The sequence below is a fragment of the Pseudomonas sp. NPDC087615 genome (genome assembly GCF_044743445.1).
GTDB classification, from domain to species: domain Bacteria; phylum Pseudomonadota; class Gammaproteobacteria; order Pseudomonadales; family Pseudomonadaceae; genus Aquipseudomonas; species Aquipseudomonas baetica_A.
In genome coordinates this window covers 1-14,573 of sequence record NZ_JBIUWM010000040.1, presented here as the reverse complement: position 1 = coordinate 14,573, position 14,573 = coordinate 1, and the positions used below count along the sequence as shown (strand labels likewise).

General features: G+C 59.2%; 16 protein-coding genes and 1 pseudogene. All 17 read right to left on the bottom strand.

What is annotated here, in order from left to right:
* Positions 1–5: 5 nt before the first annotated feature.
* Positions 6–1,337 carry a type VI secretion system baseplate subunit TssK gene (tssK, locus tag ACIOU6_RS19260; RefSeq protein ID WP_221734221.1) on the bottom strand — a complete coding sequence of 444 codons (1,332 nt, stop codon included), beginning with the start codon at positions 1,335–1,337 and terminating at the stop codon, positions 6–8.
* A gap of 2 nt (positions 1,338–1,339) precedes the next feature.
* The gene (tssJ, locus tag ACIOU6_RS19255) at positions 1,340–1,840 is read right to left on the bottom strand and encodes a type VI secretion system lipoprotein TssJ (protein ID WP_221734222.1); all 501 of its coding nucleotides are present in this window, start codon (positions 1,838–1,840) and stop codon (positions 1,340–1,342) included.
* A gap of 5 nt (positions 1,841–1,845) precedes the next feature.
* Positions 1,846–3,042 (bottom strand): type VI secretion system-associated FHA domain protein TagH, encoded by a 1,197-nt coding sequence (gene tagH / locus ACIOU6_RS19250; protein WP_221734223.1) that lies wholly within the window; start codon positions 3,040–3,042, stop codon positions 1,846–1,848.
* A gap of 18 nt (positions 3,043–3,060) precedes the next feature.
* Complete coding sequence (locus ACIOU6_RS19245) at positions 3,061–3,201, bottom strand: hypothetical protein (RefSeq protein WP_003229566.1); 141 nt, start codon at positions 3,199–3,201, stop codon at positions 3,061–3,063.
* A 93-nt stretch (positions 3,202–3,294) separates the two neighbouring features.
* Positions 3,295–4,815, bottom strand: a complete 1,521-nt coding sequence (locus ACIOU6_RS19240) for a sigma-54-dependent Fis family transcriptional regulator (RefSeq protein ID WP_221734224.1) — start codon at positions 4,813–4,815, stop codon at positions 3,295–3,297.
* A gap of 10 nt (positions 4,816–4,825) precedes the next feature.
* A complete protein-coding gene (tssH, locus tag ACIOU6_RS19235; RefSeq protein WP_339431526.1) occupies positions 4,826–7,483 on the bottom strand; it encodes a type VI secretion system ATPase TssH in 2,658 nt (885 codons plus the stop codon).
* A gap of 11 nt (positions 7,484–7,494) precedes the next feature.
* Complete coding sequence (tssG, locus tag ACIOU6_RS19230) at positions 7,495–8,502, bottom strand: type VI secretion system baseplate subunit TssG (RefSeq protein WP_221734226.1); 1,008 nt, start codon at positions 8,500–8,502, stop codon at positions 7,495–7,497.
* A complete protein-coding gene (tssF, locus tag ACIOU6_RS19225; protein WP_401138629.1) occupies positions 8,466–10,253 on the bottom strand; it encodes a type VI secretion system baseplate subunit TssF in 1,788 nt (595 codons plus the stop codon). The genes tssG and tssF overlap by 37 nt, the downstream gene beginning before the upstream one ends.
* A 27-nt stretch (positions 10,254–10,280) precedes the next feature.
* A complete protein-coding gene (locus ACIOU6_RS19220; RefSeq protein WP_128615657.1) occupies positions 10,281–10,733 on the bottom strand; it encodes a hypothetical protein in 453 nt (150 codons plus the stop codon).
* A 62-nt stretch (positions 10,734–10,795) separates the two neighbouring features.
* Positions 10,796–11,179: a hypothetical protein gene (locus tag ACIOU6_RS19215; RefSeq protein WP_221734228.1), complete on the bottom strand. Its 384-nt coding sequence runs from the start codon at positions 11,177–11,179 to the stop codon at positions 10,796–10,798.
* On the bottom strand, positions 11,176–11,529 hold the full coding sequence (locus ACIOU6_RS19210) for a hypothetical protein (protein ID WP_159814439.1): 354 nt from the start codon (positions 11,527–11,529) through the stop codon (positions 11,176–11,178). Before ACIOU6_RS19210 ends, ACIOU6_RS19215 begins: the two co-directional genes overlap by 4 nt.
* Positions 11,526–11,951, bottom strand: a complete 426-nt coding sequence (locus ACIOU6_RS19205; protein WP_221734229.1) for a hypothetical protein — start codon at positions 11,949–11,951, stop codon at positions 11,526–11,528. Before ACIOU6_RS19205 ends, ACIOU6_RS19210 begins: the two co-directional genes overlap by 4 nt.
* Positions 11,952–11,997: 46 nt before the next feature.
* On the bottom strand, positions 11,998–12,378 hold the full coding sequence (locus ACIOU6_RS19200) for a hypothetical protein (protein ID WP_401138628.1): 381 nt from the start codon (positions 12,376–12,378) through the stop codon (positions 11,998–12,000).
* 2 nt (positions 12,379–12,380) lie between these two features.
* Entirely contained in the window at positions 12,381–13,355 is a 975-nt protein-coding gene (locus ACIOU6_RS19195) for a DUF6402 family protein (protein WP_221734230.1), read from the bottom strand.
* A 7-nt stretch (positions 13,356–13,362) separates the two neighbouring features.
* A complete protein-coding gene (locus tag ACIOU6_RS19190) occupies positions 13,363–13,887 on the bottom strand; it encodes a PAAR domain-containing protein (RefSeq protein WP_401138627.1) in 525 nt (174 codons plus the stop codon).
* A gap of 11 nt (positions 13,888–13,898) precedes the next feature.
* The gene (gene tssE / locus ACIOU6_RS19185; protein WP_339431523.1) at positions 13,899–14,306 is read right to left on the bottom strand and encodes a type VI secretion system baseplate subunit TssE; all 408 of its coding nucleotides are present in this window, start codon (positions 14,304–14,306) and stop codon (positions 13,899–13,901) included.
* Positions 14,307–14,315: 9 nt separating this feature from the next.
* A pseudogene (locus ACIOU6_RS19180) lies at positions 14,316–14,573 on the bottom strand (type VI secretion system contractile sheath large subunit); the annotation flags it as partial.

The following is a 14,573-nucleotide window of genomic DNA, read 5'->3' as shown; positions in this document are numbered from 1 at the left end:
GTCGGTCAGTTCCTGATGGCCCAGAATTTCAGTTCAAGCTCGGCGAATTCGCCGGACACATGGAACGCGAAGCCGCCGGAGCGCTCGAGTTGTGCCAGATCTTCGGAACTGAGTTCGAGGATGAAGTAGGTTTTGTTCGAGTGGAACGCGATCTGCCGTGGGGCGACGGGCAAAGGTTTGACCTTGATCCCCGGCAGGTGCAGGTTGACCAGTTGGCGGATACGCTCCACCGGACCAACCTTGAGGTGCGCCGGCAAGCGGTGCCGCAGTTCTTCGGAGTCGCAGTTGGCACTGGCCGCCAGCACGAACGACGCCGAGCCCAGCAGTTTGTGGTCGTGCAACGGCGACACGATGATCCCGTACTGCCGCGCTTGCAGGATCAGTTCGATGGCGTGCTGCTCAAGCACCATCGACAGCACCTGACGGATCGCGTCCATCAGTTTGCGAAAGCTCGCGCCCTGGTCGGCGTGGGAGTAGCGGCTGTCCAGACGCGGGCGTTTGCTCTCGCCGGAGAACGTCGCCAGATCGCCGAGCATGGTCAGCAACGTGCGGTACAACTCTTCCGGGTGCACCTGCTCCAGCCCCAGATAGTGGCGCAGCAACAGTTCGGTGCGGTTGATCAGTTGCAGCATCATGAAGTCGCCGACTTCTGCGCCGCCCACCTTGCCGTTGGAGCGAATCCGCTCGGCAATGGTGTCGCCACGGTGGCTGAGCATGCTGATGACTTCTTTCAGGCACGACAGCAAGTAGCTGGAGGCATGAGCCTGAATGTAGGTCGGCACGAAGTCCGGATCGAGGCTGATGACGCCGTCGGGCGTGGTGTCGAGTACGTCGCAGATCTTCAGCTTCACGTAGGCCTGATCGCTCTGTTGCTCGCCGAGCAACAGTTTGAAATCGGGGCGACCACAGCTGACCTGGCTGGCCGAGTCGTCGCCGGCGTTGGAGTCAGCGACTTCGGCGTCGTACGCGGTGTAACGCGCCAGCACGTCGGATTGCTCCGGACGGCGCGATTCGATGTGGTTGCCGGTGACCAGTGGCAGCGCCAGGTAGATCGGCGTGTTGCCGGTGTTTGGCGGTACGTCCAGCGCCAGCGGTTCGGTGTTGCCACCGAGTTCGAACAGGCTGCCGTCCGGCAGAATCCCCGAGGCTTCACTGATCACCAGTTTGCCCATGTTGAGGAACTGCAAGTCGATCTCCAGATTGAGGAAACCCCAGGTGTAACCACCCAGCAACTGGGTGCGGGTTTTCATCTGGTGATCGTAATAGCGATCGTTGTGCTGGAAGTGCTGCGGACGCAGCAACATGCCTTCCTGCCAAATGACTTTATGGGTATTCATGTTCAGTCATCCGCCTTGGCGAGCACTTGATGGGTGTTGCGAATACCGGCCTGGTCGAGGGTCAGGTCCGCCTCGGTGATTTCCAGCGGGGTGATCTGCACCGTGTAGCGCCACTGGGTTTCCGGCAGGTCACGGTAGGCGGCGAGAACGCCCACATAGCGGCTGCCCTCCTCCACGCTGAGTTTCATTTCCACGGTTTCACCCGGGCGCAGTTCGAGTTCTTCGCTGGCCACCAGATCCGGGTTAAGGGATTCTTTGGCACGCTCGTAAAGGCTGAAGAAGTCAGCGTTCTCGAAGGTCACCGGGTGCTTGAGTTCGAACAGACGCACCACGATCGGCGACGGGCGGCCGTTGAGGTCAGGGTTCAACTGATCGCTGCCGGTCAGTTTCAGGTTGATCTTGGTCACTTTCGAGTACGGCGACAGCGACGAGCAACCGGCGAGCAGCACCAGCACGGTGAGCGCAGTCAGCGTCTTGAAAAAAGCGGTCGAGCGGCGAGACATGCGCATCATCCTTGGTGGTCGGTGTGGAGGGTGGAGATCAGGCGGATCTGTTCTTCGTAGGCCTGGGCGAAGTCGCGGGCCAGCAGACGCTCGCTCCAGTCATCGTCCTGACGCAGGGCCTGGTGGTAACGGCCGAACGCTCTCCAGCGCCCGCCCGACGTGGCGATCAACGGTTTGTTGTCGCGCTCGAAACGCAGGGTCAGTTGCTCGGGCGAGAAGTGTTCCAGCGTGCCGCGCACGGCGGCACGGCTGGCGGTCAGCAAAGCCACCTGATGCGCCTGCAAATCGCGGAACGCACGGGAAATGGCCTGCTCAGCCGGCAAATGCCCAGGCTTGCTTGGCTGCAACAGAATCTGCAGCGCTTCGCTCGGGTCGACGGCGAATTTCAGCGGGTTCTTGTTGGTGCCTTGCACGGTGGTCTGGGCCAGACGCAGCTCGTTTTTCAACTCCGAACGGGTGCGCAGGCTCTGCTGCAAACCACCGACACTTTGACGCAACAGACGCGCGGCGTTCAGCGCCAGGGCTTCGCGTTCGTCGTGGCTGACGCCTTTGAGATCCACACCCAGCGCGGCGCCGAAATGCTCCCAGAAACCTTCGCTTTGGCGCTCGACGGCTTTGGGTGCCGGAGCAGGCTCAGGTTCGGCGGGCGCGGCGATCAGCTCCGGCACCATCAGGCTTTCCATGTCGATGCGGGCGTAGTCGGCACGTTGACGGGAGTCTTCAGGTTTGGTGTTGGGCGCCAGCAGTTCGTCGATTTCCGAATAGACGCGCTCTTGCTGTTCGAGGGCGTTGAGCGGGTCGAGGTCGAGGAACGCGTCGTCCGGGATGATGCTGCCAGCGGCGCGTGGACGGCCGACTTCGCCGTCGAAGGTCGCCGGGTCACGCACCAGTCGCGCACGGATCTCGAAGTCGCCCAGCACGTAGGTGCTGCCGTGTTCGATGCGGACCGGTTCGCCCTTGTGCAGGCGTGCGCCGCTTGCGCCATCCTGGACACCATTGCTGCTGGTGTCGGTCAGGAAAAACGTGCCCTCACGGTAACTGACAATCACATGATGATTGGACAGATGACGCTTGCGGTCAGGGATGATCCAGTCGCAGTCCTCGCCCCGCCCGATGACGCCGCCAGCCTGTTTGAAGGTCTTCTGGCACAACTCGGTGGGCACGAACTGCTTGGTGTTCAGCATTTCGAAAACCAATTCCATGTTTGATGCTCCTTGCGGTCACTTGCCGCGATTGACCGCTTGCGGATCACCCAACGGGCGATAGTCATTGTCGTTGAATTTGTAATTGCCGCTACAGCCGCCAAGGCCGCATAGAACGACGAGGGTCAGCAGGACAGCGTGCCAGTGACGAACAGACATCAGAGGGTCTCCAGGGGTAGACAAAGCACAAAGCGCCGACCCTTGCGGGCGGCGCTGAAATAGTTTTTTTGCGGCGAAATCGATGATCTTGGCCTATCCATCGAAATCTCCAAGATTGATATTCAGGCGCCCGAGGCGGTACAGCAGCGTGCGCCGAGGCAGGCCCAACTCACGGGCGGCGAGGGTCTGGTTGCCGTCGTTTTTGCGCAGGCAATCGAGCAACAACGAGCGCTCGACCTGCTCCATACGCTCGCGCAGATTCAGGCCGCTGTTGTCTTCGAACATGGGTTCCATGCGCAGGGAGAAATGCTCGGCCAGCAACTCGCCGCCCTCGCACAGCAGTACCGCACGCTCGACCAGGGCCTTGAGTTCACGGACGTTGCCGGGGAAGGTGTAACCGCACAGGTGTTCAAGTGCTTCTTCGGACCAACACACCGGGTCACGCTGCAAGAAAGAGCAGGTCTTCTCGGCAAAATGGCGAGCCAGATCAAGAATGTCGCCTTCGCGCTGACGCAGGGCCGGCAGCACAATCGGAAATTGCGCGAGGCGGTAGTACAAGTCTTCGCGGAATTTGCCTTCGCTGACCAGCACCGCCAGATCACGGTGAGTCGCGGCAATGATGCGCACGTCGATCTTGTGCGTATCGTTGGAGCCCAGCGGACGAATCTCGCCTTCTTGCAACACGCGCAGGATTTTCGCCTGCAACGACAGCGGCATGTCGCCGATTTCGTCGAGCAACAGCGTGCCGCCATTGGCGGCGTCGAACAGCCCGGCGCGGTCGCGATCGGCACCGGTGAATGCACCTTTGCGATAGCCGAACAGCTCGCTTTCCAGCAGGTTCTCCGGGAATGCCGCGCAGTTCTGCACAATGAACGCTTGCGAACGGCGCGGGCCACAATCGTGAATCGCTCGCGCAACCACTTCCTTGCCGGTGCCGGTTTCGCCGCGCAGCAGCACCGTGTAAGGGCTGTGCAGGACTTTGCTGATCAACGAGTAGGTCTGGCGCATCGCCGCGCTTTTGCCGATCAGCCCATAACCACTGATGCTCGGCACACTGCGCAACACCGGAGCCGAGACGTCCTGAGGTTGACGCAGGCGTTGCAGCAAGTGCAATTGGCCGAGTACGAACGAGCCGAGTTGGCCGAGTGAGTCGGCAAAGCCTTGCAGGTCGGTGCGATGGCGGCTGGCACACAACAGCAAGCCTTCGACAGCCTTGTGCTGGTTGACCAGCGGCACGCACAGCAGCGACTGCCACGGCGCTGCCACGGCCGGCAGAAAACTGGTTTCGTGCAGGCTGGCGCTCAAATCGTCGAGGCACACCACGCGGTTCTGGCACAGCGCAAATTGCAGCAGTTGCTCACCGTTGTAGTCCGCCGGCAGGCTCGCCGCTTGACGCGGTTGCAGCGCGCCGTCGAGGTATTCGGCGTTCATGCCCAGGCAGGTGTGGGTGGCGTCGAGCAGATACAGTTGCGTCAGTTCGCAACCACTCAGCCCGGCCAGCCCACGCACAAAGTCACTCAATAGCGCAGCACCGTCCGCCGCCCGCGAAAGGCTGGCGAACTGCGCCAGCAACGCTTCGGCATAGACCAGCGGCTGCGGCACTTGAGTGAACATCACGCCCACCTCAGGCAAACTCGCACGTCACGCTGGCGTCGCCGTCGAGCGTGGCATGCACACGCTTGAGGCTTTCACCGGTGGCCATCGCATCGAGCAGACGATCCGCCACCAACGGCAGGACGTGCTGATCAAGCAAGTGGTCGATCAGACGCGCGCCGCTGTCGCTTTGAGTGCAGCGCTCGGACAGGTGATCGACGAGGTTCTGGCACCAGCTGAAATCCAGTTGACGACGGTTGAGGCGCTCGCCGAGACGACCGAGTTTGATCTCGATCAGCTCGCGCAGCACCGGACCGCCGACCGGGTAGTACGGCACCACTTTCATCCGTGCCAGCAGCGCCGGTTTGAAGTGCTTGCTGAGTACCGGGCGAATGGTTTCTTCGAGCTGCTCGGCGGTTGGCCGCGCGCCGTCTTCGCAGAGGTCGCTGATACGGTCGCTGCCCAGGTTCGACGTCATCAGGATCAGCGTGTTACGGAAGTCGATCTCGCGCCCTTCGCCGTCATTGGCCACGCCTTTGTCGAAGATTTGGTAGAACAGGTTGAGTACGTCCGGGTCAGCCTTTTCGACTTCATCGAGCAGCACCACCGAGTACGGCTTCTGGCGCACGGCCTCGGTGAGCATGCCGCCTTCGCCGTAACCGACGTAGCCCGGTGGCGCACCGATCAGGCGCGAAACGGTGTGTTTCTCCTGGAACTCGGACATGTTGATGGTGGTGATAAACCGATCACCGCCGTACAACAGGTCGGCGAGGGCCAGCGCGGTTTCGGTTTTGCCGACGCCGCTCGGGCCGACCAGCAGGAACACGCCGACCGGTGCATCCGGTTTGTTCAGGCCAGCCGCGGTGGCACGCATCGAGCGATCCAGTGCGTGGACGGCTTGTTCCTGACCCCGGATGCGCGTGCGCAGGTCGGTGGCGAAACTGGCGACTTTGGCGTTGTGCTCACGGGCCAGTTGCGCCAAAGGTACGCCGGTCCAGGCGCTGATCACTTCAGCCACCAGACGCGGGCAGACTTCGAAGCTGACCAGACGCTCTTTGACCTGAGCGGCGGTCAATGCGCTGTGGGTTTCGTTGAGCTGGGCTTCCAGCGCTTCGACGCTTTGACCTTCCTCGACTTCAGCGGCGAGGGTTTCAATCACGGTGCCTTCGGCGTCTTCTTCGATGTTGACGGTCGGCTCGACGGCTGCGGCTTCACGGGCCTTGGCCAGTTGCTGACGCAGTTCCAGCAGGCGTTCGGCCAGTTGCTTCTGTTCAGTCCACAGGGCTTCCAGTGCAACCATTTCGTTTTCGGCTTCGTCCAGCCGCGCTTCCAGTGCCTCCAGCGCTTCGTGGTCGATCAGCAGACCGGCCTCGGCGTCGCGACGCAGGGCCTGGCGCTGACGGCCACCTTCAGCCAGTTCGCCACGCAGGCGCTCAAGGCTTTCCGGGGCGGCCGCGAGGCTGATGCGCACGCGGGCGCAAGCGGTGTCGAGAACATCGACGGCTTTGTCCGGCAGTTGCCGACCGGCCAGATAACGCGCGGACAACTCAGCAGCAGACACCACCGCGTCATCACGCAGATAAATGCCGTGGCTCTTCTCGTAGACCTGAGCCAGACCACGAAGGATGGTCACCGCTTCGCTGACGGTCGGTTCGTGCAGTTGCACCGGCTGGAAACGACGGGCCAGCGCCGGGTCTTTCTCGAAGTATTTCTTGTACTCGGCCCAAGTGGTCGCGGCGATGGTGCGCAACTCGCCACGCGCCAGCGCCGGTTTCAACAGGTTGGCCGCGTCGGAACCGCCGGCATTGCCGCCGGCGCCGATCAGCGTGTGGGCTTCGTCGATGAACAGAATGATTGGCTTCGGCGAGGCTTTGACCTCGTCGATCACGCCTTTGAGGCGACGCTCGAACTCACCTTTGACGCTGGCGCCGGCCTGCAACAGGCCCATGTCCAGCGACAGCAGCTCAACGCCTTTGAGCACTTGCGGCACTTCACCGGCAGCAATGCGCGAGGCCAGGCCTTCGACAATAGCGGTTTTACCGACACCGGCCTCACCAACGACGATCGGGTTGTTCTTGCGGCGACGGGCGAGGATGTCGACCATCTGACGGATCGCGCCGTCACGGCACAGTACCGGGTCGAGTTTGCCGTCGCGGGCCTGTTGGGTCAGGTTGTGGGTAAAGCGCTGCAACAGCGATTCGCCCTGAGCGGCCGGTTTGCCGTTGGCCGCCGGTTGCTCCTGTTGCGACAGGGCAAATTCTTTCAGGCGATCGATGTTCAATTTGGCGAGCAGCGGCTGATAACGGCTGCCGGCATAACGCATCGGGTTGCGCAGCAGCGCGAGGATCAGCGCGGCGTCTTCGACCTGGGTCTGGCCCAGTTCGAGGTTGGCCACGAGCAAGGCGTCTTGCAGCCATTGCACCAGTTCCGGAGCAAACACCGGGTTGCGCGAAGCGCTGTGTTCAACACGCGATTGCAGCGCGGCGCTGAGCTCACCGGCATCGACATCCGCGTCTTGCAACGCGCGGGCGAGCAACCCGTTCGGACGTTCCAGCAGGCCGAGCATCAAGTCTTCGACGAGGATCTTGCTGCCGCCACGGGCGACGCAACGCTCGGCCGAACGCTCCAGATCACGACGGGTTTCGGCGTCCAGCGCCTGGATGAGTTGTTGCAGGTCTACGTTGATCATGGCTCACGTCCTTAATGAATTTTGCTGCCCAGGGTCACCACGCCGTCCGCTTTCTCGCGGCCCAGCCAACTGGTCCAACCGAGGCGACAGGCGTTCTGCTCACCGATGCGCAGTTCGCGGATTTCTTCCTGGCGCAAAACCAGGCGAATGTCGTAATCGAGCGGGTCACGCAGGGTGAACCGCACCAGCGCGCAGAGCGGCTGGTAACCGAAACCGATCGGCAGGAATTCATGGAATCGCTGCCAATCGAGTTGGGTGATGTGAATGCGGAATTTGCCGCTGCGGTCGCGTACGTGTTCGCCGAGCACCAGGTCTTCGCCGAGCATGCTGTTGGCGCGCCCCAGACGGTTGCGCTGCTCTTCGAGAATTTCCACGCGGCGTTCGATGCACTGCTCGATGACCAGGTCTTCGTGCTTGAAGTAGTAACGCAGCACGGCTTCGATCAGTGCCGCCGAGTGCGCCCGCAAGCTGAGCAGGCCAAGGTAAGGCAGCAGGCGTTTCCAGTTGAGTTCCTTGGCTTTGCGGATTTCTTCGCCGCCCAGACCGATCAACGCAAACAACTGCGACGAGAACGGGTCGATCGCGCCGCTCTGGAAACTCGCGCGGTAGCGGTACTTGCGCCAGATCGGCAGCATCAGCCGTTGCAGGCGATGGTGGAACAGATCGAGGAAGTTGCGTGTCGGGTTGCCGTCTTCGCTGTCGCCCAGGGCCTGTTCGCCGTAGAACGCCGGCAGCGGCGAACCGGAGCCGACCAGGCCGATCAGGTTGAAACGTACGCGCGCGCGCATCTGCCCGTGCTCTTCGAAAAACTCCACGCGATCGACATCGCTGCGCGGGAATCCGAGGCTCGGGTTGGCCTGGAATTCCACCTGATCGTACAAATCGTCTTCGCTCAGGTGCGGGTGTGCATCGCGCAGTCGGTCGATCACCAGCAGCACGGCCTGAAACAGCGAGTATTCGCGTATTACCCGGGTCAACCCGCTTAAAGCAGGGGTTGCAGACCCATACGTGGTGTCCATTGGTACACCTCTCCCTGTGTGCTTTTTACCCGCAGTTCATGGAATGAATTGAGACTGGCGTAAAGCGCGAAAAACTCGTTAAGAACGGAGGCGAAAACGAACAGGTCGCCTTCACCGATATACCCTTCCGGGTCGATGGTCAGTTCGGTGCGCAATCCGCGCACCGGCAGGCCGCGGTGCAGCCGATCGACGTGGTGGTGCTTGATGTGCTTGAGACCACCGAGCAGGCGCTTGCTGACCTTCTCTGCGTGCTGGTCGTAGTAGCGCGGCAGGTCGTAGGTTTCCAGAATCACCTTCAACGCATTGACGTCGGCCAGCGACAGATAGTTAAGCGACATGTTGCTGATCAGCTTCCACAGGAAGTCACGGTTCAGCGGCGGCGCGAAACTCGAGGTGGCCGGGGTGATGTTGCGGAAACTCAAGAACTCCGGCGTCTCCTCGCAAGCCATGCAGATGTCGCCGAGCTTGAGCTTCTTCGGCAGGTTCTGGTTGGTGCACATCAGCTCGATCGACAGCGTTTCGTGGGCCTCGGTGTGGCGGATGCCGAAGCTCAGGTAGGTGTCGAGGCCGTCGTGCAGCAGCGACGAGCGCTGGCGGATGCTGTAATGCGGGCGGCTGTTGGGCACGTCGAAACTCGGGTCGTGCTCGAAGGATTCGAACGGCACGTATTCCTGATAACCGAGGCCGCCAGGCTTCCATCCAGTGACGGTTTCCACCGAGAACACGCCGCAGTTTTCCAGATCGTATTCCGCCGGCAGCAGCAGGTATTCATCCTGCTTGCCGTCGAGGCGAATCGGCAGCGCGTCGTGTTCGAACAGGTTGACGATCGGCGTGCAGAACAGCTTCACGTTATCCAGCGTCGGACGCATGCGCATGATCCCGCTCTTGCGGATATCGAAACGCAACTCCAGCCCGCGCATTTGCTTGAGGGTGTCTTCCGGCAGCGCCTTGAGGATGTCCAGACCGTTGACGTCGACGAACAGGAACTTGTCCTGGAAGGCGAAGTACTCCTGCAGGTAGCGATAGCCACGGAAGGTGTTCAGCGGATACGGAATCAACGCTTCTTCTTCGGCAAAGCCCACCGGTTTGACCCGGTCACCGGGAATCTTGAACGCCATCGGCTTGCCCGCCACGCCATCGATTGGCTTGCCGGCACCGTCGAGCGGGATCAGCTCAATGCCTTCGAGGTTGCGCAGCAGACTCAGGTACAGCATCTGGCTGATGTAGCGCTCGCCGGCAAAGTGCAGACGCAGTTTGCTCAGCTCCAACTCGCCGAGATGGCCGTCGGCGCTCATTTCCAGACGCAGGCTGAGCAACGAACCGTCGCCCTTTACCGAGTAATTCAGTGCGGCCAGATCCAGTGGCAAGACTTCGGTCGGGTAGCAGGTGCGGAAGCGGCAACGCACGTCTTCGATCGGTTTGCTTTCAATCGGCGTATCACGTTCGACGCGCAACGCAGGCCCGGAACGCTTGAGCGGATCGAACTGCAAAATGCTGAATGCCGGTAGCGGGCGCATGTAGTTCGGCCACAGCAATTGCATCAGCGAATGGCTGAGCTCCGGCAGCTCGTCATCGAGCTTCTGGCGCAAGCGTCCGGTCAGGAACGCAAAGCCTTCGAGCAACCGCTCCACGTCCGGATCCCGCCCGGCCTGCCCCAGATACGGAGCCAGCGCCGGACTACGCTCGGCGAAACGGCGACCGAGTTGGCGCAGTGCGGTGAGTTCGCTTTGGTAGTAGTGGTTAAAGGACACGGGTTACCTGCCTGGTAGTGGAACTCATCAAAAAAATATCCTGTAGAGCGCGACCGTTGCTGCGGCACACACGTAACCGCCGATGAGTAGGTAAGGCACAATCATGATCAGGCCGAAAGCCATATAGGCGTCTTGAGACTGCCCAGCGATCAAACAGCACACGCCATAAATCACCCATGGCACGATGTAAAAGGGGATGAACTTCACGGGCGCCCACCAGACCATCCGCAGCGCTTGTTGTTCGGTTCTGCTTTTCGCGGATCGAGACATCCAGAACGCAAACCCCAAAAGCCCGGGAATACCCCACCACAAGAGGAATTCCCAATAGGTATGGGATGAATCGTGCGTCGTGTACAAGCCACTCCACAGGTCGTAGGAAGAAATCGCGAGCACCACCAACAATGGCCACCACAAGGCGAGCATGAAGAAGCTCAGTTGAGCGCGACTGAGCTTGGGCATCTCGTCCGCTGCGTCGATCATTGGCGAGCCGCCATCCTCAGCTCGGCAAACCGACAGCACCACTGTCTGGCAAGAGCGAAATTTCACTGAGTCTGCCCTCTCTTGCTTGCGGTGATCGGCACGTACGAATCGATGAAGAGGTATTCACCGTCGGAAGCGCTGACACGGTTCATCGTCAACGGTTTGCCATCGTGGGTGGCGAAGCGCACCCAGCCTTCTCTGACGAGACTGCCGCCTTCTGAGCGAACCTCAACGAAATAGTCCGGCGGCGCCGACCGGGTAATCTCGATGAAGTCGCCACCATCCTCCGCACCGCGCCACACCGCATCGGGATACTCGGGCAATACCCGCTCAACTTTGCTGCGAATCGACCCGACCCAGAACACCACGACCACGATGACGGCCAACGCACCGATCAGGCTCAGCAGGTGATTTAGCCATTTCCAGACCCGCAGCCACGTCATCATGGCGTGCACCATGTGCGCACATCACGCTTGTCGAAGCCCGCACATTGATTGCTTTTGGCGATCACTCGGTAAGCGTTTTCGGGGGTGTAGGCAAAGTAGTAAAAGTTGACCCGATCCTCACCATAGAGCCAGTAGGATGAGGAGCCTTGATTGATTTCGTATGGTTCGAAGGTCCAGATGGATGACTCCGCCGGGATGAAATTGGCGCGGTCCATGAGCAACATCAAGGCGTTGGAAAGCATCTGCGTGACAGAATTATTGAGCACGAGATAGAGCACACAGGCGAGCGCGCCCATCGCCATTACGAAGCGCTGTAGCCAAATCATTCCGAGGCGACTTGAGCGGTTCATGCGACCGCCTCCTGCACAGGACCCGCAGACAACGTCTGCCGCATCAGCGCGCGTTTTTCCCAGCGCAGCTCAATGACTTGCGTGACCAAAATCGCCAACAACGTGACGCCGCCTTGGGCCACGGTGTAGAACAGCGCACGCAACGGGTTGTCGGGCGCCATCATGAACAAAATCCAGGCAACCATCAGCGCAAGTAAACCGAGCTTGGCCCATAATTTCGGGATAACTGCGGCCAATGCGTTCACCGCGAAAAAAATATAAATAAACATGTAATGAGCGATACCGATGCCCACGCCACGGGTGGTGAAGCCGCCGTTGAACGCTTTGTAGGCAACGACCACTGCGTCGTTCAGGAAAACGTACGCAACGCATCCAGCCGCATGGAAAGCCAGGCACATGGCAACGCGAACGTAGGTGTTCATGTTGGTTTCATATCCCCGACCCAAGTGCCCCTGCATAACTGAGATCCTATCGGCACTCTGGAATAATCCAGCCGTCATAACCTGATACTGTCGGGTAAATTGCGCGACCACCCACCCATCGAGATTGCTCGTCCGTCGTAAATTCATTCTTCCAAAGTAGCCATTCCGACGACCTCAAAAGTTTTCCATCCTTACTATAAACCCTGAAGAAAGCTTCGCTTGTGAAGATCTTTGCGATTGCACCCGGGGTACCCAACATCGAATATTGGGGAATATATGAGTTGATATAACAAGTTTCTGGCTCATTCCATGTCGTGGAATAAAGTGTCGCCAGATCGGCAGCTTCAGTTTTCAGGTAGAGCCAAGCAGCTATCGCCCCCCCAGATAATGCAAGCAGAACCCATAACGACAATGATTTCTTACTCACGATCACTTTGACCCCGAGCGGAATTTGTATTCTTCGAAATCAAGAGGCCCCAAATGCACAATAAAAGACGTCTCATACAATTTAACCGTTGTATAACTGATCATGTCCCCGCCTTTTTTATACTTCTTGCGAAACTCATTGAAGTGATCGTTGGTAATCCGACAATAATCGACACCTTCGCTTTTGATCACTGCAGGCTTTCCTACAAAGTAATCGTAAACGTTTGGACGCAGGACACCCTCATCAGCCCAATAACCTAATAGCTGATCACCATCATCATTCAGAAAGTCGTAGGTATCCCTTCCATAAAAACCTAACTCCATGATTTCGATCGCTTGAAACCCATTGTCATCGACAATCGTTTTGAACCTGGTGGCGGCCACCTTTACCAAAAAATTCCCAAACGCACCGTAGACGTCATCCAACGCATCGAGTGCTTTTTCTTGAGTCGTGGACCCGACACGAATCAAATTGAATTGGGACAACTCCTCTAGTTCTATCGCTGTCTTATCACTGAAGTCGCAAAATGCATCTTTGAGTTTCCCAGCATTCACATCCAGTAGGCCAAGGCGTTTAAGCCGCGTCATCATGACGACCAAGCCATTCGATAGTTGGTCAAGCATGCCCTTGGACTTCCCAACGCTGCTATTAAACTCAGTCGATGCCGCTAATTCACTTAAAAACTGATCAACTTTTGGTTTTACGCGATCCGATGCTGTGAACAACCAGTCAAACGGAATGTCCGTGATGAGATTTTTTTTATCGAGTGTGCTGGCAGGTAACTTACCTTGCTTATGTTGCTGAGACAGCTCGAATGCCTCGCCGTCAAACCACTGGCGCATCACACGTGCCGCAACTTTCCACCCCATTCTATCCATAACATCAGGAATAGATGATATCGGGAAGGTTTTGGCCGATACTTTCTTGCCTTCTTTGTCTTTGGCTTGAGTCAAAAGCTCTGCCGAAGGATTTGTCATAAACGCCTCAGGAAATTGACACGGAGATTTCATCATCGAACAACAACTCGACACTTTCGGCAATGGCCGAGCCGATTACTGCGGTTTTTCCCGATGCATCAGTAACGCCGGTTATTTCTTTTCCTGATTGAGTTCTAAGTGTATAGGCGCGCCCCACTACAGGCGCCCCCGTCTTAGTGTCTTGCACAACATAGTGCTGGGTGAACGGCCACCGAATCTCCACCGGCAACGGCGGCACAAACGGCGCCGGCGAATGCGAATTGCCAATAATCACCGTCCCGGAACCCGCCGTGACTTTGTTGCCATGCGTACCCACCGAATCAACCGTCGCGGCAGGTTTGCCGTTGATCAACACAGTGGTCGCCAAACCGCCCGACATCGCACCACCACACGCCGACGCATCGCCTTGGCGGGCGGCCGCGAGGCCGTCGAAGAACACGTCACCGGAACCGGCGGCGATCGGGTTGGTGCCGTGGCCGGGGAGCGGGCAAGCGGTGGGGTCGGATACGCGTGCTGCGGGTTTGCCAGACATCGGGGATCTCCTTAGGTGACCTTGACTTGACCGCTGCCATCCAGGCGCGCGGAAAAACTGACCTGTCGCTTGAACCCTTCAACTTCCAGCAGGCCTTCGATGCTGAAGGCCAGGCGAAGCTGGTCGTGGTCACGCGGCAGGGAAATGACACGCACGTTGCTCAGGCGCGGCTCGTAGGCTTCGATGAAGCTTTCGATGGCCAGGCGGGCCTGACTCAGGGAGTCGTGCAGGCTCAGGCGCATGTCATTGAGATCGGGCAACCCGTAGTCGGACAGCGTTTGCACGCTGCCGGCCCGGGTGCTGAGCATTTTGGCCAGATGGGCAGCCACTGACGCCATGGCACAAGCCTCAAGGCTGTTGCCCTTGCGTAGTTGCGCATCGCCGTTGAGGCGTTCGAAAAGGCTGCCGTATCCGTCCATGAGTCGCTCTTACTCTTTGTCCAGCTTGCCAACCAGCGACAGGGTGAAATCGGCACCCATGTACTTGAAGTGCGGACGCACGTTCAAGCTCACGCGGTACCAGCCCGGCTCGCCTTCAACGTCGCTGACGATCACTTGCGCAGCGCGCAGCGGACGACGGCCACGCACTTCGGCGCTCGGGTTTTCCTGGTCGGCCACGTACTGACGGATCCACTTGTTAAGTTCCAGCTCGAGGTGGGGTGGTTGTTTTAGAGAAAAGAGTTTGGT